Origin of the sequence: Pseudomonas sp. 58 R 3, assembly GCF_900006605.1 — a bacterium.
GTDB classification, from domain to species: domain Bacteria; phylum Pseudomonadota; class Gammaproteobacteria; order Pseudomonadales; family Pseudomonadaceae; genus Aquipseudomonas; species Aquipseudomonas salomonii.
The window spans coordinates 326,502-348,612 of sequence record NZ_CVTT01000052.1 but is presented as its reverse complement, the minus strand read 5'-3'; the positions used below and the strand labels follow the sequence as shown (position 1 = coordinate 348,612).

The 22,111-nt window shown below is 56.3% G+C and carries 21 protein-coding genes; 13 read left to right on the top strand and 8 right to left on the bottom strand.

Annotated features, from left to right (window positions below):
* Positions 1 to 13: 13 nt before the first annotated feature.
* The 7 genes from BFP92_RS15410 to BFP92_RS15380 all read left to right on the top strand — a co-directional run bounded on the left by BFP92_RS15410 (position 14) and on the right by BFP92_RS15380 (position 8,271).
* The gene (locus tag BFP92_RS15410; RefSeq protein ID WP_065930176.1) at positions 14 to 856 is read left to right on the top strand and encodes a DUF1460 domain-containing protein; all 843 of its coding nucleotides are present in this window, start codon (positions 14 to 16) and stop codon (positions 854 to 856) included.
* Positions 857 to 1,021: 165 nt separating this feature from the next.
* Positions 1,022 to 2,494, top strand: a complete 1,473-nt coding sequence (locus BFP92_RS15405) for a DUF262 domain-containing protein (RefSeq protein ID WP_065930175.1) — start codon at positions 1,022 to 1,024, stop codon at positions 2,492 to 2,494.
* The gene (locus BFP92_RS15400) at positions 2,494 to 4,458 is read left to right on the top strand and encodes a DUF262 domain-containing protein (protein ID WP_065930174.1); all 1,965 of its coding nucleotides are present in this window, start codon (positions 2,494 to 2,496) and stop codon (positions 4,456 to 4,458) included. The genes BFP92_RS15405 and BFP92_RS15400 overlap by 1 nt, the downstream gene beginning before the upstream one ends.
* A gap of 100 nt (positions 4,459 to 4,558) precedes the next feature.
* Positions 4,559 to 5,482, top strand: coding sequence for a hypothetical protein (locus tag BFP92_RS15395; protein ID WP_065930173.1), 924 nt, complete (start codon positions 4,559 to 4,561; stop codon positions 5,480 to 5,482).
* A gap of 191 nt (positions 5,483 to 5,673) precedes the next feature.
* Complete coding sequence (gcvA, locus tag BFP92_RS15390; protein WP_065930172.1) at positions 5,674 to 6,570, top strand: transcriptional regulator GcvA; 897 nt, start codon at positions 5,674 to 5,676, stop codon at positions 6,568 to 6,570.
* Positions 6,571 to 6,652: 82 nt separating this feature from the next.
* Positions 6,653 to 7,480, top strand: coding sequence for a DMT family transporter (locus tag BFP92_RS15385; RefSeq protein WP_065930171.1), 828 nt, complete (start codon positions 6,653 to 6,655; stop codon positions 7,478 to 7,480).
* Positions 7,481 to 7,509: 29 nt separating this feature from the next.
* Positions 7,510 to 8,271 (top strand): SDR family oxidoreductase, encoded by a 762-nt coding sequence (locus tag BFP92_RS15380; protein ID WP_065930170.1) that lies wholly within the window; start codon positions 7,510 to 7,512, stop codon positions 8,269 to 8,271.
* A 36-nt stretch (positions 8,272 to 8,307) separates the two neighbouring features.
* Here the strand turns inward: BFP92_RS15380 and BFP92_RS15375 are convergent, their stop codons facing one another.
* Positions 8,308 to 9,276 (bottom strand): AraC family transcriptional regulator, encoded by a 969-nt coding sequence (locus BFP92_RS15375; protein WP_065930169.1) that lies wholly within the window; start codon positions 9,274 to 9,276, stop codon positions 8,308 to 8,310.
* 102 nt (positions 9,277 to 9,378) lie between these two features.
* Between BFP92_RS15375 and BFP92_RS15370 the strand changes: the two genes are divergently transcribed.
* Entirely contained in the window at positions 9,379 to 10,629 is a 1,251-nt protein-coding gene (locus BFP92_RS15370; RefSeq protein WP_065930168.1) for an MFS transporter, read from the top strand.
* Positions 10,630 to 10,725: 96 nt separating this feature from the next.
* On the opposite strand, the gene BFP92_RS15365 is transcribed toward BFP92_RS15370, so the two are convergent.
* From BFP92_RS15365 to BFP92_RS15355, 3 genes are read right to left on the bottom strand one after another with little or no spacing between them, the layout of a single operon-like run.
* Positions 10,726 to 11,727: an NAD(P)H-quinone oxidoreductase gene (locus BFP92_RS15365; protein ID WP_065930167.1), complete on the bottom strand. Its 1,002-nt coding sequence runs from the start codon at positions 11,725 to 11,727 to the stop codon at positions 10,726 to 10,728.
* 2 nt (positions 11,728 to 11,729) lie between these two features.
* Positions 11,730 to 12,062 (bottom strand): carboxymuconolactone decarboxylase family protein, encoded by a 333-nt coding sequence (locus tag BFP92_RS15360; RefSeq protein ID WP_065930166.1) that lies wholly within the window; start codon positions 12,060 to 12,062, stop codon positions 11,730 to 11,732.
* 12 nt (positions 12,063 to 12,074) lie between these two features.
* Complete coding sequence (locus BFP92_RS15355; RefSeq protein WP_065930202.1) at positions 12,075 to 13,511, bottom strand: NAD-dependent succinate-semialdehyde dehydrogenase; 1,437 nt, start codon at positions 13,509 to 13,511, stop codon at positions 12,075 to 12,077.
* A gap of 242 nt (positions 13,512 to 13,753) precedes the next feature.
* Here BFP92_RS15355 and BFP92_RS15350 point away from each other — a divergent pair, with 242 nt between their 5' ends.
* Positions 13,754 to 14,680, top strand: coding sequence for a LysR family transcriptional regulator (locus BFP92_RS15350; protein WP_065930165.1), 927 nt, complete (start codon positions 13,754 to 13,756; stop codon positions 14,678 to 14,680).
* Between the two features lie 168 nt (positions 14,681 to 14,848).
* Here BFP92_RS15350 and BFP92_RS15345 read toward each other — a convergent pair whose 3' ends face one another.
* Positions 14,849 to 15,115, bottom strand: a complete 267-nt coding sequence (locus BFP92_RS15345; protein WP_065930164.1) for a DUF2790 domain-containing protein — start codon at positions 15,113 to 15,115, stop codon at positions 14,849 to 14,851.
* Positions 15,116 to 15,571: 456 nt separating this feature from the next.
* On the bottom strand, positions 15,572 to 15,835 hold the full coding sequence (locus tag BFP92_RS30455) for a hypothetical protein (protein WP_074854430.1): 264 nt from the start codon (positions 15,833 to 15,835) through the stop codon (positions 15,572 to 15,574).
* Positions 15,836 to 16,221: 386 nt separating this feature from the next.
* Between BFP92_RS30455 and BFP92_RS15340 the strand changes: the two genes are divergently transcribed.
* The 3 genes from BFP92_RS15340 to BFP92_RS15330 all read left to right on the top strand — a co-directional run bounded on the left by BFP92_RS15340 (position 16,222) and on the right by BFP92_RS15330 (position 18,690).
* Positions 16,222 to 17,661, top strand: coding sequence for an ATPase domain-containing protein (locus tag BFP92_RS15340; RefSeq protein ID WP_065930163.1), 1,440 nt, complete (start codon positions 16,222 to 16,224; stop codon positions 17,659 to 17,661).
* Positions 17,662 to 17,685: 24 nt separating this feature from the next.
* On the top strand, positions 17,686 to 18,051 hold the full coding sequence (locus BFP92_RS15335; protein ID WP_065930162.1) for a response regulator: 366 nt from the start codon (positions 17,686 to 17,688) through the stop codon (positions 18,049 to 18,051).
* 180 nt (positions 18,052 to 18,231) lie between these two features.
* Positions 18,232 to 18,690, top strand: a complete 459-nt coding sequence (locus tag BFP92_RS15330) for an Hsp20 family protein (protein ID WP_056859925.1) — start codon at positions 18,232 to 18,234, stop codon at positions 18,688 to 18,690.
* Between the two features lie 116 nt (positions 18,691 to 18,806).
* Here the strand turns inward: BFP92_RS15330 and BFP92_RS15325 are convergent, their stop codons facing one another.
* Both BFP92_RS15325 and BFP92_RS15320 read right to left on the bottom strand, forming a co-directional pair.
* Positions 18,807 to 20,222, bottom strand: a complete 1,416-nt coding sequence (locus BFP92_RS15325) for an amino acid permease (RefSeq protein WP_065930161.1) — start codon at positions 20,220 to 20,222, stop codon at positions 18,807 to 18,809.
* 216 nt (positions 20,223 to 20,438) lie between these two features.
* Entirely contained in the window at positions 20,439 to 21,473 is a 1,035-nt protein-coding gene (locus BFP92_RS15320) for a histone deacetylase family protein (protein ID WP_056859927.1), read from the bottom strand.
* 119 nt (positions 21,474 to 21,592) lie between these two features.
* Between BFP92_RS15320 and BFP92_RS15315 the strand changes: the two genes are divergently transcribed.
* Entirely contained in the window at positions 21,593 to 22,093 is a 501-nt protein-coding gene (locus BFP92_RS15315) for an Lrp/AsnC family transcriptional regulator (protein WP_056859928.1), read from the top strand.
* Positions 22,094 to 22,111 lie beyond the last annotated feature (18 nt).

The following is a 22,111-nucleotide window of genomic DNA, read 5'->3' as shown; positions in this document are numbered from 1 at the left end:
AGTGAAGAGTCAGATGCGCACACCCTATGTTTTTATCCTGATGTCGATGCTGTTGGCCGGTTGTGGTTCGTCGGGCGCAACCACTGGAAGCCATGCGTTCGAACGTCAGCCAAATGCGCCGCTGACGTCCGATGCACCGCTGGATCCTTACACCGTTGAGAAGCTCAATGCGATTCTCCAAGAACGTCCAAACTACCGGTCGCTTCCCGCAGGCCAACAGATCGGCCTCATCTCGAAGGCCTTTTTAGGCACGCCCTATGTTGCCAACAAGTTACAGGGCTCACTGGGCACTCCCGAACAACTGGTGGTCGATTTTCGAGGCCTGGATTGCTTTACCTACCTGGATTACGTCGAGGCCCTGCGACAGTCAGCAGCACAACCCGACTTTATGAAAAACCTGTTGCGCACGCGTTATGTTGATGGCGATCTCGATTTTCTCAGCCGTAAGCACTTCTACACCGATTGGGCCTACAGCGGCAGGTATAAACCGGCGCAAGACATCACCGCGCAGCTAAGCGCCCATGCCGTTCGCCGCGAAAAACGCCTCAACCAAAAAGCCGACGGCAGCGCCTACCTGCCTGGCCTGCCGGTGGTCCAGCGTACGGTGACCTACATTCCTGCTGGTTTTATCGATAAGCAGGTCATCAGTCGCCTGCACGAGGGCGATTTTATTGGCATCTATACGCCCTTGGCCGGGCTGGATGTGACCCATGTGGGGTTCTTTATCATGACGAACAAAGGCCCCGTACTGCGCAATGCGTCTTCGCATTCAGGCAGCCAGAAGGTGATGGATTCGCCGTTTCTGGCGTATGTGGCCAATACGCCGGGGATTGTTGTGCTGAGGGCGAAGGAGTAGGTGTCAGGGCGTTGATCCTGCTCTTGGCCGCAGGCGTAACTGCGCCATTTTGAACTTTGCGGCTCAGGATTGTGGCATTATGCCATCCTGCCGGTTTCTATCGTTCAGGGACGACCTCGGCATCTTCGATCAGCAGGTCGTAGAGCACATTACAAGGACAGTCATATGAGCCAAGCCGTGAGCGCACATGCATTTGCCTTGCATCTGCCGCAAGCCGTGGAGGGCATCGCCGTTGCCTCCACGAGCCTCGATAACGTATTCAGCGCAAAACGCATTCCGTCCAGCGACGGCGGCGTTATTTTTGGCAACCTGCATTTACCGGAATACCAACGGCCGTATCGGTGGGGAGAAGAGCAACTAACGCAGTTGCTCGATGATTTGCGCGCCTTCTTCAGCACGGATGCACCGGTCCACGACTTCTACCTTGGCAGTATCATCCTGCACCAGCAAGGTGGTAACGCGCGCCAGCGAGGATTGCTGAATATCATCGATGGCCAGCAGCGCATTACCAGCCTGGCGTTGCTTCATTGTCTTCAGAAGGGGGACAGAGGCGCGCCTGAGTTGAAATTCAACTCCCCAGAAAGTTATCGGCGCATCCAGCTCAATCTTCGATGGCTGGAGCAGCAAAAGCTTCCGCAAATAGATTTCACGCGCATTAACGTTACGCTGGTCGTCACGCAGCGAGAAGATGATGCGTACCGCTTCTTCGAAACTCAGAACACTTCCGGTGTGCGTTTGAGCGGCGCGGATATCATCAAGGCTTATCATCTACGCAGCGTTGCTACTGATGCGCAGAATGATTTCGCCCGGACCTGGGAGCGCCTTGGGGATCTCAAACCCCTTGTCGCCACCATCATGAAGGCCCGGCATTGGCAAAGCCTGCGCTGGCGAAACGTTGCCAGTGATCGCGACCCGCTACTCGAGCGCAAGCAAATCGTCACAGAACTCGCCGAGCGAACGCTGGCAAATACGGGCGATATTGCCTATCGGACCTTACGGGTGTATCGCGATGTCGGAGGCAAGGAAGCGCACACCTTCCAGACCGGGTATGCCATGCGCCAGCCTCTGGGTGTCGGGGTTAATGCCATGCGCTACATCGAATACTTCCACGGCCTGCGCCTGGATTTGCTCGACGTGGGTAACGCGCCGCCCAAACACTCGTTTGGCTACTACTACAAACGGTTGTCCCAAGATGCGTGCGGCAGTGTGTTCCTGAGCCGTGCATACGATTGCGCTTTGCTGATGTACGCCAGCCAATTCGGTACTGCCCGACTGCTCGAAGCGAGCCTGTGGATATTCCGTATGGTTTTTTCGCTGCGCCTGATCAAAGAAGTCAGCGTGAGGGAAGATGGCGTCCAGGCGCACATCAGGGAGAATCCACTGATGGACTGGATTACCAGCAGCCATACCCACGAGGAACTGCTGGGGTACTTACGGACCTACACCTACACCACCACCCGGGAAGGGCTTGATAGGCACAGCATCAAGAAGCGCTTCGTAGAATCGGTGTCTGCAACGTTTCACTTGGGCTTGGCCTGGCCGGATATCGCCCAGGTAGCCTCTGGATACGATGTGGCGTTATGTGATGCCATCGAACGAATCAGCCTCGCTGACATTGCCCGCCAAGGAGGCAAATGATGAATGCTCAAGTCCAGTCAAATGTGCAGACTGCCGCCACGCTTTGCCAGCAAGGTATAGCGCTGACCATTCCTTGTTACCAGCGCCCCTATGTATGGCCCAGCGAGGATGTGGAGGTACTGTTGGAACAGATCATCCTGGCGAGCGAACTCGATGCGAACGGTCAACCCGCGCAGGCGCATTACTTCATAGGCACGGTGCTGACCAGCGAAGTCACTTCGCCGACCTCTGATGCATTCATGACCTATGAAATTATCGACGGCCAGCAACGCATGACGACATTGATGGTGTTGGCGCTAGCGTTCTGTGCGCTGATGCCCTCATCGCTACTGCGATCGCTTGTGGTCTTGGGCAATGCGCCGAGACTCACTTTCAATATTCGTGAAGAGGTTCAGTCACGGTTGAGCGCGTGGGCAGGATTGACGGCGGACACACATTCGGACGAAAAGGAGGCTTCGAATCCCTATCTCATACACTTGATTGGTGCTCGAAAGGTCGCATGCGACAGGCTGAAGAGATTGCAGGCAAAAGGTGGGGATCAAGCCCTTGAACGGGTTGCTGACTATTTGTTCAACCAGGTCACCTGGGTCAACAATGTCATGCCCATGGGCATGGACCTGAACAAACTGTTTGCGACGCTGAACACCAGTGGCGTGCAGCTTGAACAGACCGATATCCTCAAAGCCCGCCTGATGAAATGTATCAAGCAGAACCGTGCCACGTATGAAGGCATTTGGCAGGCATGCGAAGATATGGGGAATTACTTCGAGAAGAACCTGCGTGATGTCTTCGCGGGTGCCCATTGGGGTGGCTTGAAATTCAACGACCTCACAGATCACTCCTTCGAGCACTTTTCCCTGGATCGCCCCGCAGCCGGTTACGCGAAAGGCCGCACGATCAGCGAAATAATGTCAATGAGAGTGACTGACGACGCCACGATTGAGGCGCTTGGGGAGAAAGATGAGGCGCGTTATCAGTCGATCGCAAGCTTCGGTTTGCTGCTCATGCATGCTTTTCGAATCTACCGATTCGCTCAGAACTGGCGTGACATCGGCTCGCGGCTCAACGACAGCAACCTCAATGATTGTTTCTTCCAGTTCGCCGAAAACGCTACTGCAGCGCAAGCCAAAGGGTTTATGGAATGCCTCTGGAACGTAAGGTTTCAGTTCGACCGCTGGGTCGTCAAGTGGGTGCGCCTGGGCGAGGAGGATGAACGAACCCTGCGCTTGAGTTCCATCAACAATCGAAGCAAAGGCAATGGCCCTGATTGGCGCTCCATCACTCAGGAGACTGGCGATCTTAGCCAGCTACAGAGCATGCGCTACCTTACTGGCGAGCGCAGTGCCCAGTATTGGTTAACGCCCTTTCTTGGCAGGCTGGTCAATTCGCCAGGCATGGCGGAGCATGAGGTGCTGGCGCTGCTCGAACATATCGATAACCAACTCTCGCTTACGGCAATGACGCAGAAGGAGGCGAGTTATCGGCTCTTGTACAGTGACAACGCTGAACCTGAACCCATCGCCGCGAAAATCGCTTACCTCAAGGAATCTCACGGCACCAGCTTTGAACACTACTGGTTCCAGAAACTGGAATACATTCTTTGGCGTGAACGTCGCACGTCCAACTGGTTGGATCCTGACAAGCTGCAGCTATACAGGATTACTTCGAAGAATTCAGTCGAACATGTGCACCCTCAAAATGAAGAGTTCGGCAGGACATTATCAGACGATCTACTCCACGGATTTGGTAATTTGGTATTGCTCAGCCCGGGTGAGAACTCCTCCTATAGCAACCTGGCGGTCATCAAAAAACAAGCAGCATTTCGCACCAAACCCAAGTACGACTCGTTGAAACTGGCTCATATGTTTCATGTACTGGGCAAAGGCGACGACTGGGGGCAGCATCAGATTAATGAACATGCGCAAGTGATGCTCTCACTCCTTGAGACGCACTACGACGCCTAAGCAGTTGCCTGTCAGGGGCGGCCTGTAAAAACCAGACGGGCCGCGACAGATTCAGTGACGCTCGTAACGATCCACTTCAAGTCAAAGGAAGGAACATAGTATGGCCGGTGCTTCGCATTTTGCACGTGCTGTTGAAGCGTATTACACGTGCGACCAGAATATTATTGAATTCTATTCAAATCTTTATAATGAAATGCATGAAAATAAACTGCTGGATGAAAACTTTATCTCGCAAATGAGTGACGCGGACAAGACCATGCAGCGGCTGTCGGAGCTGGTTGTTCTTAAATATTGCACCCGGCGTATCAAGGGTATTTCCAGCGAGAAAAAAGGTCCTGATATTACGTTTAGCTTTGAAAGTAAAAGAATAAATATTGAAGTGATAACACCTGTTCAGGTGGTACAGAAAAAAACTCAGTACGCCCAATACTTCTTTCCTCGCCGACCGGAAGACCCCGCGCCAGGAAGCTCAGTAGACGCCTACACCCCCGAAATGGACAGCTTGCATGCAAGAATAACGTCGGCGCTTAAAGAAAAAGCAGGAAAGTATGAGGCTTACCTCAACAATGAAACCACCCAGTCCGACGATATAAATATCATCTGTATTAATGTTGGATTTATTCAGGGAAATGAACTTATTGACTATGCCTATTTAAAAAATCTTTTCATCCGGCAGGCGACGATCTATATAGATATTGACGAGCAGAAAAAAATCTCACCAAAAATCGTGGATATCGACTTTCAGGTCACCAAGGAAAACAGCACAATCCTCACCACAAGCTATTTCGATAACTCAGCGTACGCGCACATTGACGGTGCTTGGATTATCAGTTGCAACGAAAAAAACTTCGATAGCCTGGCGCAAGTATCTCACCCCGCTAACATGGACAGGAACGTGATGCATCAAAATATGAACTCTAGAATCCCGTCTTCTCTGCTGTCAGCTTTACACATAAATAGCCCGCAGCAAGAGGAGAGTTTTGTTCAGCATATCAGGACGCATGGTCAACTCCCAAACGCCTAGCAGCGAGCCCACGATGGTGAGGGTTGGGGGCGGAGTAGGGCAAGCGAACGAATACCCTGGATGCTAGTGGGTTATCAACCGCTACTGAGCTACTGTCCCGCCAGCGAGGCGACGTTTACAGTGAACTTCGCCGCTGCATGAGCTAACGTTCATACACGTGCTTTTGCGAAAACTCGCTGGATACCGCCCCTATGAGAGATCTGCCGCCCACCGCGACCTTGCGCGCTTTTGAAGTTGCGACCCGCCACCCGACGTTTACAGCCGCTGCACAGGAGTTGCATGTGACTCAAAGCGCGGTCAGTCACCAGCTCAAGCACCTGGAGGCGCTTTGGGGCGTGCCGTTGTTTGAGCGTGGCAAGGCGTTACGCCTCACGGCAGCGGGGGCTACGCTGGCGCCCATCGTGCGGGAGTTTTTCATCAGTCTGGAGGCGACGTTGGGTGACTTGCGCGAGCAAAAGGGCAGGGTGCGGCTCAGCGTCAGCACCACCTATTCCTTCGCGCTCAAATGGTTGCTGCCACGCTTGCCACGCCTGGCTCGTCAGCACCCCGAGCTGTTGGTGTCGCTGGACACCACGGATAAAATTATCCATTTCTCGCACGGCCAGGCGGATGTTGCGATCAGGCTCGGCAAGGGCAATTACCCAGGTCTGCATTCGGAGTTCCTGTTTGGGGAGCAGGTATTTCCTGTGGCCAGCCCCGAACTGCTGCGACGGGTGGGGACGCCGCAGAGCCCCGCAGACTTGTTGCACTTCCCGCTGCTGACGCGCGATGGCGCCGAGCTGGTGCCAAAGTGGGAGGCGTGGTTTCAAACCGTCGGCCTGGCCTATTTGCCGCTCAAGGAGAGCGTCAGGTTTGGCGATACCAACATGACGGTCGAGGCCGCCTTGCTCGGCCAGGGCGTTGCATTGGTGCGCAGCGGGCATGTCGAGAATGAAATCAGCGACGGCCGTTTGGTACGGCTGTTCGACATACCGTTGCCATCGCCGCTGGCTTACTACTTCGTCTGCCCCAAGGGCATCGAATCGCAGCCGCACATCGCCAGCTTTCGCCAATGGCTGGTCAGCGAGGCGCTGAAAGTACAGGCATAGACCCTCAAATTATGAGTATTTGCTCATGGCCCAATGAGGAGACTTCGCTTTAGCCCCGGCGCCGCATTGCCTAAAGTGGCGCATGCCTATTCATCTCGTGTTCCTTGTGCTGTTCGCCGCGCTCCTGCATGCCAGTTGGAACGCGCTGCTGCGTAGCGGCGCCGATCGGCTGTGGTCGATGACGGTGATGTGCGTCGCCATCGCCATTACCAGTGTGGTTGCTGCGACATTCATGGCGCCCCCGGCGATTGAAAGCTGGGGCTACGCGGTGGTCTCGGGGTTGCTGCATGTGGGCTACAACCTGTTTCTGGTGCGCAGTTACCGGGTCGGCGATCTGGGGCAGGTCTATCCGATCTCACGTGGATCGTCGCCGGTGCTGATCACCTTCGGTGCCGCCGTGTTCGCCGGAGAGAGCATCACCCCTGGCGAGCTCGTCGGTATTGCGCTGGTGTCGGGCGGGATTATTTCGTTGGCCTTCAGAGGGCGCAGTCTGTCGGTTCCCAGCTTGCCCTATGCGCTGGGAACGGGCGGCTTTATCGCGGCCTACAGCGTGGTCGACGGCATCGGTGCGAGGCTCTCCGGTGCGCCGCTTGCCTACACGGTATGGATGTGCGCCCTGTGGGGCGTGCTGATGCCGGTGGTCTACATCGGCCTGCGCGACAGCCGCAGCTTGTTCTGCGTCCGGCCCGGAACAGTGACCGCGCTGGTCGGCGGCCTGGTCTCATTGCTCGCGTATGGAATGATCATCTACGCCATGAACGAAGCGCCCCTGGGCGCGGTATCGGCACTGCGCGAAACCAGCGTGCTGTTCGCGGCGTTGATCGGCTATGCGTTTCTCGGCGAGACGCTCACTGCACGCCGGATACTGGCGTGCGTGGTGATCGCCGGCGGTACTCTTATCATCGGCTGATACAGCCAACAGCTCAGGAGCTATGTTCAATGGTCAATGTCTCGCAGGCACCGCTGATTCTAATCACGGGTGGCAGTCGTGGAGTGGGGGCCGCCACCGCCCGGTTGGCCGCTGAAAGGGGTTACGACGTGGCTATCAGCTACGTTGCCAACGAATCCGCAGCGCTGGCCGTGGCTGCGGATGTAGAAGCGTTGGGGCGCCGGGCGTTGGCGATGCGGGCCGACAGTGCGGACCCCCAACAGGTGGCCGATTTGTTCGCGGCCATCGACCGCAGGTTCGGACGTATCGACGTGCTGGTCAATAACGCCGGGATGCTGGGGCCTCAGTCTCGCCTGGAAGACCTTGGCGTGGAGCGGATGCAGCGCATCTTTGCGGTCAATGCCATTGGGCCAATACTCTGTGCCCAGCAGGCGGTGAAACGCATGGCTTACCGCCACAACGGCCCGGGCGGTGTGGTGATCAATGTCTCTTCGGCCTCGGCGCGCCTCGGCAGCCCCAATGAGTACGTCGACTATGCGGCGTCAAAGGGCGCGTTGGAGACGTTCACCATTGGGTTTGCAAAGGAGGTGGCGCGCGAAGGCATACGCGTCAACTGTATTCGCCCCGGGCATATCTATACCGACATGCACGCCAGTGGCGGTGAGCCGGGGCGGGTCGACCGGGTCAAGGATTCGATCCCCATGGGGCGCGGTGGTCAGCCCGAGGAGGTGGCGCGCGCGATTCTATGGCTGGCGAGCGCGGAGGCATCCTTCGTTACCGGTACATTCCTCGACGTGACGGGTGGTAAATGAGCCGGCGCCACGGATCATCGGCTGCTTACGCTCGGTTCAAGTCAGCGCGGGCTGCCTGACCTTGCGACTCAATCCCGGTGTCTGCCCCGTAATGCGCTTGAATGCACGACTGAAGGCGGCCTGGGAGGTATAGCCCAAGCGCTGCGCCACCTCTTCAATCGGCAGCCTTTCGAGGGTCAGCCACTGGCTTGCAAGGCGCATTCGCAGTTCGGTGACATAGCGCAGCGGGGTCATGCCGATAGTCACTTGAAAGCGCTCGGCGAACACCGAGCGCGAGGTATTACAGTGCTCGGCCAACTGCGCAACGGTCCATTCGCGACCCGGTTGTTGGTGGAGCGCAAGCAGCGCACCGGCCAGGCGTGGATCGCGCAAGGCGGCGACCAGCCCAGAGGCGTTGCCGCAGGCGCACTCCGCCCAGCCGCGAACGACCATGGCCGCCACCACGTCGGCCAGCCGCGCGAGGATACCGGCGAAGCCGACACGGGCGGCGCTGACCTCGCGTTCCATGGTGGTCAGGATCGGCACCAGTCCGGGGTAACGCTGGCCACCGGCATCAATCAGCATCAGGCCCGGCATCAGCCGACCAAGCCCATGGATGCTGCCCAGTTCAAACTCCATGCAGCCACTGAACACGATAGTGCTTGGGGTGGGGCTGCCATCGGTCCCGGTATCCAACGCGCTGACGGTGTCGCCCAGAGGGGCGCCGTCTAAACGGTCGATGTCTTGAACCGGCACGTCCGTATGGGAAAACAGTTGATGGGCCGCGCCATGGGAAATAAACACGGCGTTGCCGGCAGACAGCGCGTAAGTGGTGCCGTCCTCCATTTTCAACACTGCAGTGCCGACGGCCATGAAATGGAACCAGGCGTGCCCGGGTTTTTCCGCGAAGCCCAAACCAAAGGTCGGGCCCGTTTGGATACGCCGGTATTCGACCCCACGCAGGCGCATGCCGCGTAACAGCTCGTTGATGAGATCTGAGGAAAGCGCAAACTGATCTGTAGGCATCGTTCAGGTGTTTTGATCAAAAAGTAGAGACTTAAGATCATAGATCATCCGGATTCCCGCGCCTAGACTGCGGCTCGCAATGAAGATTGGGAGATCCGTGCAATGACTGACTGTGTGTGTAATACCGTTTCCGATAGCCCGTACGGCGTCGACTCGGACCTAGAACCTGCAACCCCCGCGTGGATGGCAGTATTTTCCCTGGCCATGGGGGTGTTCGGATTACTGACCGCTGAGTACCTTCCAGCCAGTTTGTTGACGCTGATGGCGACTGACCTGGGCGTGTCCGAAGCGCTGGCTGGCCAGGCAGTCACTGTGACGGCCGTGGTGGCGCTGTTCGCCGGCTTGTTGGTACCAGGCCTGACCCGTGGCATCGACCGACGGTGGGTGTTGCTGGGTTTTTCCACGTTGATGGTTGCCTCCAATCTGTTGGTCGCCGTTTCCTCCAGCTTCGCGGTGCTGTTGTTGATGCGCATCTTGCTGGGCATTGCCCTTGGCGGGTTCTGGAGCATGGCGGCGGCGGTAGCGATGCGCCTGGTACCGAGTGCCTTGTTGCCCCGGGCGCTGTCGATCATTTTCAGCGGCATCGCCATCGGCACGGTCGTTGCGGTACCGCTGGGCAGCTACTTGGGTGGGCTCTATGGCTGGCGCAGCGCGTTCTTTGCGGCGGCAGCGGTAGGCATGGCGACCCTGGCTTTCCAGGCGTTCACGCTGCCGCGCCTTGCGCCGCGCCGGCCGGCACGCCTGCGTACGGTACTTGAGGTGTTGCTGCGCCCGGGCATCGCCATGGGCATGTTCGGTTGTGTGCTGGTGCACAGCGGGCACTTCGCGATGTTCACCTATGTTCGGCCCTTCCTCGAGGGGACTACGGGTATCGGCGCCCAAGGGCTGTCACTGATGCTGCTGGGGTTCGGTGTCGCAAACTTCGTCGGCACGCTGTTGGCCGGGAGGCTGCTGGAGCGCCACCCGCTGGCCACACTGGTGTTGATGCCCGCACTGGTCGGCGTCGCCGCACTGGCGTTGGTGCTGTTGCCGGCCTCGGTGCCGGGGCAGGCGGTCCTGCTGGCGATCTGGGGCCTGGCCTTTGGTGGCGTGCCGGTGGCATGGTCGAACTGGGTCGCCAGCGCGGTGCCTGACCAGGCGGAAAGCGCCGGGGGCATGGTGGTGGCCTCGGTGCAGTCCGCCATCGCAACGGGCGCCGCCGCAGGCGGTGCGGTATTCAGCCTCGGTGGCAGTGCAGGCGTATTCGTCGCCGCGGCCGTGCTGATGCTGCTGGCCGCGTTGCTGATTGCGCTGCGTGTTCGCGTCCCCTCCGCCCATGGCATCCGCCAGTCCAAGCCCGCGTTGCATCTTTGATCCGGTTAGCCAAATGAACAATAAGACGTCTCACGCAGGACGCCAAGGTGCACACAAAGAGCACCTTGTCGGTGTATTGGCAATCTACAGCCGAACTCAAACAATATCCTCAGGCTGCATCGTTAAAATGATTTTCCCAACGTTTTCGGACGATTCCATTCGGCGATGGGCATCGGCAGCTCGTGAAAGCGGGAACGTGCTGTCAACCACCGGCTCCAGACTTCCGGCGCCTTCAAACCGATCAAGCCAATGCTCGCGGAAGCGCTTGATCATGCCGTGCTTCTCTGGCTGTGTGCGGGACTTCATGACAGTACCGATGATCTGCAAGTGACGGTAAAGGATATGCTCCAGCTCTACGTTCACCTTACCGCCTCCGCCCAGGATGCCGACCTGAATAAGCCGGCCTCCCTTGGCCAGGCAGGCGATATTGCGGGCAAAGTAGGGCTCGCCAACGAAATCGATGACGATATCCACACCTGTACCCTTGGTTTTGTCTGCGATGACTTCGGCAAAATCCTGGGTCTTGTAGTCAATGGCGATATCGGCGCCTAAATGCTCGACACGCGCCAGCTTGCTGGCGTCGGTGGTCGCGTACACCGTGGCGCCGGTGGCGTATGCCAACTGGACGGCAGCAGAACCCACACCTCCCGCGGCCGCATGGATTAATACCGAGTCGCCGGCCTTGAGCCGAGCCAGATGCATCATTGCTTCATGGGCGGTGACGAAGACTTCGGGAATTGCCGCTGCATGCACATAGTCCAACTGCGCGGGGACAGGCATGGCCATGCGGTAGTCGATGCGTGCAAGCTCGGCATAGGCCCCACCTCCGACGACGCCCATCACTCGATCACCAATCTCAAAACCCTCGACCCTATCACCTTTGCCAATGACCTCGCCGGCGATCTCCAACCCCATGATCAGTGAATCACCAAAATTAGGCTGACCGTAGCCGCCGGTTCGGTGGGTCAGATCTGCTCGGTTCACACCCGCGGCATAAACCCGTACCAGCAGGTCAGTCGGGCGCACTTCGGGATCGGCAACATCTGCTAGCTCGAGTACGTCCGCCGCGCCGAATTCTCTAATATTGATGGCTTTCATGATCAGTTTTTCTCCGGTTCGCTAAACGTGGCATTGGCGATGGCAGACGCGGTGATGGCGCCTGGGAAGCCTACGTAGAACGCCAGATGAGTGATCGCGGCGGCAATTTCTTCATGGGTCAGCCCATTGCTGACCGCCCGCCGCAGATGCGCAGGCAGCTCTTCAGAGTGACCGTCGGCAATCAACGCGGCCACTGTGATCAGGCTACGGTCGCGTGGGGACAATGTTGGATCACTCCAGATTTGCGGGTACAGCGTCGAATCAACGAACTGCGACAGCTTCGGTGTAAACGCCCGAGCCGCTTCACGAGGGCTGCTGAAATTGAGAGTGGACATGATGATGCCTCCTTAAGCCTGGCTGATGAATTTATTGGTGAGGTAGTGTTCGATGCCTTCAATGCCACCTTCCGAACCATGGCCGCTTTCTTTCACGCCGCCGAAGGGGAGTTCGGTGGCGACGATGCGGTATTGGTTGATACCGATCATCCCGGCCTCTAACCCGTCAGCAACGTCAATGGCCGTTCGAGCGCTAGCAGTGAATGCATAGGCTGACAGCCCGTAGGGCAGGCGATTAGCCTCCTTCAAGCCATCCGGCAAATGATCGAATGGCATCAGCACGGCGATGGGCCCGAAGGGTTCTTCATGCATGACTCGGGCGTTCATCGGCACATCCGCCAACACCGTCGGCTCAAAAAAGTAGCCGCTGCATTTCAGGCGCTTACCACCGGCCAACACCCTTGCACCTTTGGCGACGGCATCAGCCACCAGCTCTTGCATCTTGGCGAGCTGCCTTGGATTGGCGAGCGGCCCGACCTGGGTGCCAGGCGTGCGGCCATCGCCTATTTTCAGCGCGAGTGTGGCCCTCACAAAATGATCTACAAATCGTTGATAGGCGCCACGCTGAACAAGAAACCGCGTTGACGAGATGCAGACCTGGCCCGTCCCGCGAAACCGATTGGCAACACCTTCGACGGCTGCTTTTTCGATGTCTGCGTCATCAAATACCAACACCGGCCCATGGCCTCCCAATTCAAGGGTGATGGGTTTGACGCCCTCGGCCGCGCGGGCTGAAAGCAGGCGACCGATAGGTACCGAACCCGTAAAGGTCACCTTGCGGATGATGGGGGACGCGATCAGGTGGCTGGACACTTGATCCGGTACGCCGAAAACCACCTGCAACACGCCTTTGGGCAACCCTGCATCGTCGAGTGCCCGCGCCAGGGCCAGCGCTGTGGAGGGGCTTTCTTCCCCGGGTTTGAGAATGACACTGCAACCGGCGGCCAGTGCCGCCGAGAGTTTGCGAGCTGGGGTAATGGCCGGGAAATTCCAGGGCGTGAACGCAGCCACTGGGCCGATGGCTTGACGTTTGACCATTTGCAGCACACCGGGGCGGTTGGCCGGGACTACACGGCCATCGATACGGCGTGCGCTTTCGGCAAACCACTCGAAGTATTCAGCTGCACGCGTTACTTCATCCAGGCTTTCTCCAAGCGGTTTGCCTTCTTCAAGCGTCATTTGTTCGGCAATGTGTGGCGCCCGTTCGAGGATGAGATCGGCAGCGCGCTTGAGAATTTTTGCGCGCTGGTCAGGGACAGTCTGGCGCCATTGTTCAAAGCTCACTTGAGCCACTGCGAGTGCGTGATCAAGGTCGCCTGCGGTGGCGAGTGGCACGCGGCCTATCTCAAGTGCGGTTGCGGGGTTAACGACAGCGGCGGTTGCGCGGCCCTCGGCACTGATCCATTCACCACCGATAAAAAGATAAAGCGGGTCGTAAGACGTGTTCATGGGGTTGCCCTTCGGTTGGTTTATCAAAAGTTCGTACAAAGCTCGGCGCCTGAAGTACCAGGGGTAGTGCCTGGGGAACTGCGTGGGTAGTTCAGGCGCCCTGTGCAACCGAGTCTATGGAGTACGAGCGGTTTGATTTAGCCGGCCAGGAGGGAATCATTGTTGTGCGGGGAGGTAATATCGAGGACAGGCCGGAGCGTGTAGCATCGAACGCCTGGAATCAGATCGACAGGTAGCGTTGGATGGATAAACTTACGAACATGTCCGTGTACGTCAAAGTTGTTGAGATGGGCAGTTTTACTGCGGTGGCGAACCATCTGGACTCTACGGTCGGCAATGTTTCGCGTGCGGTTTCCGCGCTTGAAAACGTGCTCGATGCCCGTCTGTTGCAGCGCTCGACCCGGCGCCTTTCAGTGACAGACGCTGGCCGGCGCTTCTATGAGCGCTGTACCAAAATTCTGGCAGACCTTGAAAATGCAGAAGCCGAAGCGAGCAATGCGGCGTTGAACCCCAGGGGGACATTGCGTGTGCATTGTGTGCCGGGGCTGGCGCGGCAGTTGGTCACCTCAGCCGTGCTGGAATACCGCAGGGAATTCCCCGATGTTACCGTGGATTTAATGCTTTCTCAGCGAATGCCTAACCTTCTGGAAGACCAATTGGATGTCTCGATTCTGATTGCCCGAACGCTGCCGGATTCAGCGTATGTCAGCCAAAAGATCGGCGTTAGCCATTGTGTGCTGGTTGCTTCTCCTGAGTATCTGGAGCTGCACGCGGCCCCCGTGACGCCGGAAGATCTCCATGATCATCAGTGTTTGCTGTTGGGCACTGTCGATTATGTGCGGGATGAATGGCAATTGAAGAGCAAGACGGGGGATGCCACGTTTGCTCCGAAAGGCCCGAGTTTCAGCGTCAATGATATGGAAGCAATGGCGGTTGCCGTTCGAGAAGGGGCAGGCATAGGTTTGCTGGCCGGTTTTTCAGCCATAGAGGACTTGCGGTCAGGCAAGCTCGTCCGAGTTCTGCCCGAGTACCATACCTACGAGCGTAACGTTTACGCCGTCTACACATCGCGCCAGTTTATCGATGCAAAAATTACTCGCTTCATCGATACGCTGAAAAAGCGGGTAGGTACTGAGCTTATGATGACCGCTGAGGAACTCATCGCTTGAAGGACGCCGAGTGACGCTTTGCCGGGGGAAAGTAGCAGGTCTGGTGGAAGTTCAAGGATGTCAGGAGTAAATCGTTTTGCCGAAGCCGGTGCAAACGTTGCAAGTCTCTAATGTAATTAGCGCCTCAGTTTAACCCGCTGAGGCGCAATTGTTTTTAGGGACCATTAATCAACCATTGCTGCAACCGGTGCCCATCACTTCGTATGCCAGGATATGCCGCTTGCCTTGTGAATCTTCATAGGTCATGCGCATCGGTACAACACCGCACACATCGGCGACTTCAGTTTGAGAAATCACCTTGGCGACATCAAGATGCGTGGAGTAGCTGTATTGCTCAACAGGCACGTGTTGATCTTGAACTGGAGCAGTGCCTTCCTGCGCCATTACCATCGTACTAAAGCCGAAGAGTGCGAGTATTGCGATGGACATTTTCATGGAGACTATCCTTTAATTGAATTTCAATTTTTCAAATTAATAGTTTGGTTTTCCAGGCGCACAGAATCGCCGATCGCTATAAGCAAAATGTGTTGCTTACTGAAGATTTCGAGCGACTTGCCTGCCAACTGAAAAGCTGCTGGCTATCGGCGGGTTGCTGCGCTGACAGGACAAACTTTATGCCCGTCGCCCCCACGGAAATAGGCGCGAATCTGGTAAAGACTGTTTTGCATTCAGGCAATAATCGCGGGATAAGCCACTACAGGCGATGAAATGGCGGTCGCCCGCAGAGACCCTGACGTTCTCTCGGGCGATGGCATCAGTACGTCAGACTCGCGGCCTGGGGGTAGCAACAAGGGGGCGGCTGCACGCAATCGTTCAGCCGCAGGCTGCCGCGTTTTTTGCTCTCGCGTGTTCCAAGCTCAAGACGTGATGCCCAGACGGATATTCGGCTGGTTACTTACCCAGGTTTTGATTCATCAAGTTATCAAGAACAGGTGATTTGTTGGCAACCTGCCATTCGTGTAAATGCTTGCAGCCCGCCTCATTAAGCTCGGCGAGATTGCTACGCAAGTCGCATGTCGTGAACCAGTGCTGTCGAAGAGAAGGGTATTTTGAAAAGTCTTCGCGTGTAGGCGGTTGGAGGGTGGATAAGCGCGATGCTGCCAGCACTAAAAGAACAGCTGCCCCAATGCCAATAGAGTAGTCTTTATAATTCATTTGGATTTCCATGAATGAGGATTTATAACGCTTTGGCTGAGTGAATAGACTCTGGTGCTGCCCAGGGTAGGGGCTTACGATAGTTGATAAATGGTTCGATAAAAGATCCACTTTCGAGGTGTTTCATAGTGCCATTGAGTACGATGTGCCCTGACTGGCGCACCTCGGTAAACTCGGGAGGCTGTAGGGCCGAACTTTTCGCGACTCCAGCCGCCTTTCAGCATGAGGTGCTGATGAAGGTCGCGCACGGGATACACGATCTGGGACTTCATTCCTCGTTGATTGACCCACCGCGCTCCAGGTCTGAATGGCTCTAAAGCGTAAATGGCGTTAGCATTCCCATCATTGGGCTTAAACAGCCTGTTTTTTCAGATCAGGGTCGCATTGTGGAAAAGCTAAAACGCCTCCAAAGTGGAATCGAAGGGCTCGACGCTCTGCTCAAGGGAGGGCTGGTCGCGGGCGCCTCCTACATAATCCAGGGGCGGCCAGGGTCTGGCAAAACGATCCTGGCCAACCAACTTGGGTTCCATCATGCGAACAATGGAGGCCGGGTTCTGGTCGCCACACTGCTGGCCGAGTCACACGACCGCCTGTTTCAGTTTCTTTCTACTCTGAGCTTTTTCGACGCATCCAAAGTGGGCGCCGACATTCAGTTTGTCAGCGCGTTTGACACGTTGGAAAACGAAGGGCTGGACGAGGTGGTGAAACTGCTTCGGCGCGAAATAAGTCGCCAAAAAGCTACAGTGATGGTGGTCGATGGCTTGCTCAATGCTCGCTCAAAAGCCGACTCGCACATCGACACCAAGAAATTCATTTCCGAGTTGCAAGGGCACGCCGCTTTCGCGGGTTGCACGGTGCTATTTCTGACCAGCTCCCGTCTCGACGACGGCAGCCCTGAGCACACCATGGTTGATGGCGTCATTGAAATGGGCGAAGAGCTGTTTGGCACCCGCTCGGTACGTCGTATTCAACTGCGTAAAACTCGCGGCAGTGGAGCCATGACAGGCCTTCATGAGTGTGAAATTACCGACAATGGTTTGGTGGTTTACCCTCGGCTCGAAAGCCTTTATAGCCACCCGTCCGCCCCCGACAGCGCCGACATGACGCGTATCGCCAGTGGTATTGGTTCGCTGGACGGCATATTGGGGGGAGGCCTTTACAGTTCCAGCGTGTCTCTGGTCATGGGCCCCTCCGGCATTGGTAAAACGACGCTGGGCCTGAAGTTTCTGGCCGAGTCGACGGTGGAGGCTCCAGGACTGCATTTTGGCTTTTATGAGAGCCCACAACGGTTACGACTCAAAGGCCAATCACTGGGTATCGATATCCAGGGCATGGAGGACAGCGGCGCCCTGAGCATTGCCTGGCAGCCGACGACTGAGGGGTTACTGGATGGGTTGGGCGCTCGCCTGTTGAGTCTTGTAGAAGAAAAGGGCATCAAGCGCCTGTTCATCGATAGCCTCAGCGGTATGACCCGAGTCTCTACAAACCCGGCGCGAACTACTGACTTCTTCAGTGCGCTGATGAATGAGCTTCGATCCAGGGGCGTAACCGTATTCGCATCCTGGGAAATGCGTGATCTATTTGGCTCCGAGGTCAGCGCGCCGAACTCTGACCTGTCCAGCATCGTCGATAACTTGATGCTGATGCGTTTCTCTGAGAATCACTCTGAACTAAGCAGGACGCTTTCCATTCTTAAGGTACGAGATAGCTCTTATGACCCCTCCAGATTTGAGGTTGTCATCCAAGAACGCGATGTTTTCCTGAAAAAGGCTTCGAGACATGAACCTTCAGCCCCCACTGAGACATCGCCCGGTTCACTTTCTTAAGCTTTTTGAGTGGGTTGAATTAACATGACCACCATCCTGGTCGTCGACGACGAGTACTTGATCGCTGACATTCTCAGCTTCGCACTGGAGGATGAGGGGTTCATGGTGGTGACTGCCAGCAATGGTCGAAAAGGACTGGAAGTGCTGGATAGAGAAAGGCCAGCCTTGATCATCACCGATTTTATGATGCCCGTGATGGACGGCCTGGAATTCGCCACAGCCGTTCGAGCCCTCCCTTGCGCGAATCAATTGCCGATCATTCTGATGAGCGGTGCTCAGGCACACATCGGCATGCAGAGATCGGATCTGTTTGATGCGGTAGTGTCGAAACCATTCAACATCGACTTGATCATTGCCGAAGTTAAAAAGCTGCTCGCCTCTGATCAGTGAGTACTGCATCTACCTACCCGGAGCCGCGCAGGATCGGGCTCCGCCTGCCCAAACAATCGAGTTGAAAAAAATTTTCGAGGGGCTCTTGAAAACGTTTTGGTAGCACCTATTTTCGGTTCTACGCGATGCCGCAAACGGGTCGCGTCTTAAATCACTTGGAGAACACTCAGGAGATTTACTATGGCTACTACTCTTTCTTTGGCCCCTCTGTTTCGTCAATCTGTGGGTTTTGATCGCTTCAACGACCTGTTTGAATCAGCGCTTCGTAGTGAGGCTGGTAATACCTATCCACCGCATAACGTGGAGAAGCATGGTGAGGATCAATACCGCATTGTGATTGCAGTGGCGGGTCTTACTGAGGAGGACATAGACATTCAGGTTGAAAATGGCGTATTGAGCGTTTCTGGTGGAAAACGTGAAAACGACGAGAAGGTGACTTACCTGCACCAAGGGATAGCGCAACGCGCCTTCCGCTTGTCCTTCCGGCTGGCTGACCATATCGAAGTGCAAGGTGCAGCGCTCACCCACGGTCTGTTAGCCATCGAGCTGCTTCGGGTCATACCCGAAGAAGCCAAGCCAAAACGTATTGAGATCGGTACTGCCGGCAAGCCAGACCAGCGTCAAGTAAGCCTGCAATAAGTGTGTTTAAGGCGCTCTGCGGAGCGCCTTTTTTATTTTGTTTTAATCAACCGCTGAGGCGTGCCCGTGTGGGGTTCTGCGCCGTGGTCGTTGCCGGTTGAAGTCCGCCTTTTGACTCAACCGAATTGACCTGCCGATTCAACGGCGGTTTTTGGTTTCCTGCTACGTGTCAGCTGATAGGCAATTGCCAGCCATATGAACCACCCCGGCATGACCATCAACGCAACGCGTGTGTCAGGTCTCAATGCCAGCAGGCAGAGCACGAAGCCCATAAAAGCCAGTGACAACCAGGCCATTGGCACGCCGCCTGGCATCTTGTAAGCAGATTTGGCGTGAAGCTCAGGACGTTTTTTGCGATAGGCAATGTAAGACGCGAGGATGGTCGACCACGTGAAGATCACCAGAATCGCCGACACGGTGGACACGATGGTGAATGCCGTCATGACTTCCGGAACGATGAACAGCACGAGCACGCCTGACAGCATCAACAGTGTCGTGAAGGCCAGGCTCAACAGAGGCACGCTGTTGCCCGATAGACGCCGAAAGACACCCGGAGCGTTGTCTTGATTGGCCAGCCCGAACAGCATGCGGCTGGAGGAGAATACGCCACTGTTGGCCGATGACGCGGCGGATGTCAGGACCACGAAGTTAACGATGCCGGCTGCTGCGGGAAAGCCTGCGACGAGGAACAGTTCGACAAAAGGACTTTTTACCGGTGAAACCTGTTGCCAGGACGTCACGGCAATAATGCAGGCCAATGCCAACACGTAGAACAGGATGATTCGCAGCGGAATCGAGTTGATTGCCTTGGGTAACGTCCTCTCCGGAGCACGGGTTTCCGCTGCAGCGGTGCCGATCAACTCGGTGCCGGCAAATGAGAATATCGCCATCTGAAAACCGGCAAAAAACCCAAGCAAGCCATTAGGGAATGCAGCCTGCTTATCCACCAGATGGCCCAGGGACGCGGTGACGCCATTGGGCGAAACGAACGAGCTGGCAATCAGTACGATGCTGACCCCGATAAGCGTCACGACGGCGATGATCTTAATGATCGCGAACCAGAATTCGACTTCACCGAAAAGCCTGACCGTCAGCACGTTCAAGGCAAACAGTGTCGCCAGCATCCCGATCGCCGGTATCCAGGCAGGCAGATAGGGGAACCAGTACTGGAAAAACCCGCCGACAACGACGGCATCGCCGATCACTGCAACGCTCCAGCTCAGCCAATAGGACCAGCCGAGAAAAAACGCAGCGCGAGGCCCCAGGTAGGCGCCGGCAAAATCCGCAAAGGTCTTGAAATTCAAATTGGACAGCAGCATTTCGCCCATGGCACGCATGACGAAGTAAACGAACAGGCCAATGATCATGTAGATAAGGATGATCGAGGTGCCGGAGAGGGCGATGATCTTGCCGGAGCCCATGAACAAACCTGTACCAATGGCTCCGCCCATTGCCATTAACTGGATGTGACGATTACTGAGCGTGCGCTGCAGCGCAGGCTGCTCAACCTGCTCTGATAGATTCGATTTCATTTCAAAACCTCTTGATTTTATGTTTTTGAGTTTTGGCAGAAAAGTGCATAACCAGCGCCATTGTCAGGATGCAATGGCGGGTGACGGTGTTGGTTTATGGTGGACAGCGCCGGCCCCTTGCACATGCCTGGGGGCGGCTTTGGTCGGCTGCTGATCAAGTCTCTGGAACAGGGTTTTTATATGTTCAGGTTGATCACGCCGTCTTCGGGCGGATGCTCAAGCGCGCTTGCTCTCGAAGCCATGCAGTACGTTCACCGCGTTGATTCCGATTTCATCGACCATATAGCCGCCTTCCATCACAAACAGGGTGGGGCAACCCACACTCGCTATCAGTTCGCCGATCCCGATGAAATCCTCGCTTTCCAGCAGGAAGTGACTGATCGGGTCGTCCTTGAAGGTGTCGACCCCCAGTGAGATCACCAATACCTGCGGTGAGAATTGCTGGAGTTTCCTGCAGGCATGCAGCAGGGCGTCGCGGTAGGTATCCCAGGCGGTGTTTTTCGGCAGCGGGTAGTTGAGGTTGAACCCTTCGCCAACACCTGCGCCGACTTCATCGCTGAACCCCGAATAGTAGGGATAGGACACTGCCGGCTCGCCGTGCAGCGATATGAACATCACGTCATTGCGCGGGTAAAAAATGTTCTGGGTGCCGTTACCGTGATGAAAATCGACGTCGAGTACCGCGACGCGTTTGGCGCCCTGGGTGATTGCCTGCTGTGCAGCAATGGCCGCGTTGTTGAGATAGCAGTAACCCCCCATGTATTCACGCGCCGCGTGATGGCCCGGCGGACGACAAAGGGCAAAGGCACTGTCATGGCCTTCATCGATAAGTGCCAGCCCCGTCAGGGCGATATCGGCACTGGTCTTGACCGCCTGCCAGGTGGTGGCAGTGATCGGCGAGCCGGCATCCATCGCATAGAAACCGAGTTTGCCGTCAATGAACGTCGGCACCTGATCGTTGGCCAAGTCACGTACAGGCCACACCAGTGGCAGCGCATCATGGGTGCGCCCTGTGGCGCACCATTGCGACCAGGCGCTCTCCAGGAAGCTCACGTAGCGCTCGCTGTGCGCGTTGACGTAACACGAGCGGTCGAACGCGCGCGGTTCGACTATCTGGCCAAGGCCAACTTGCTTGACGCGGTTGTGAACAGTGTCGGCCCGACTGGGCTGCTCGAACGACGGCTTGAGCACGCCATCCTTCAACTCGGTGCCATGGTGCAGACGGTGTGAATCACTGAAAACTGTAAACATTCTGCGCATCCGTTAATGTGGGCCAGTGCAAATATTCTGTTCTGGTCAGGACGCGATTTCTTTGCTTTGTTTCTGAGCTTTTGTATATTTATCGGGCGATTTAACTCAGGAATAGCGTAATGAAGAAAAATATATCCAGACGCATCAGCCTCGATGAGACCGATCTGGCCATTCTTGAGTTATTGCAGGAGGACGCGAGCATTTCCAATGCCGAACTCAGTGAGCGGCTTTCATTGAGCCTTACGCCTTGCTGGCGACGGCGCAAGAGAATGGAGGAGGCGGGGGTGATAAAGGGCTATCAGGCAACGCTTGATCGAAGAATGCTGGGGCTGGATATCATGGCATTCGTGCACATCCGCTTTTCCACGCATGCCGATCACGCGCCGGACGCCTTTGAGGCAGTGATTGCGCAATTGCCGGAGGTATTGGCCTGCCACAAGATCACCGGAGACGCCGACTACGTGCTCCAAGTGTTGGCGGAGGACCTTGATAGCTACAGCGACTTTATCGAACAAGTACTGAGGCGCCAGGTGGGTATCGCGTCTATTCAGTCGAGTCTGGCGTTGCGTGAAATCAAAGCGGGCAGCCGTATGGCCATACCCAAATTGAGCAAGGATTGAATCTCGGCGGTTCTGGCC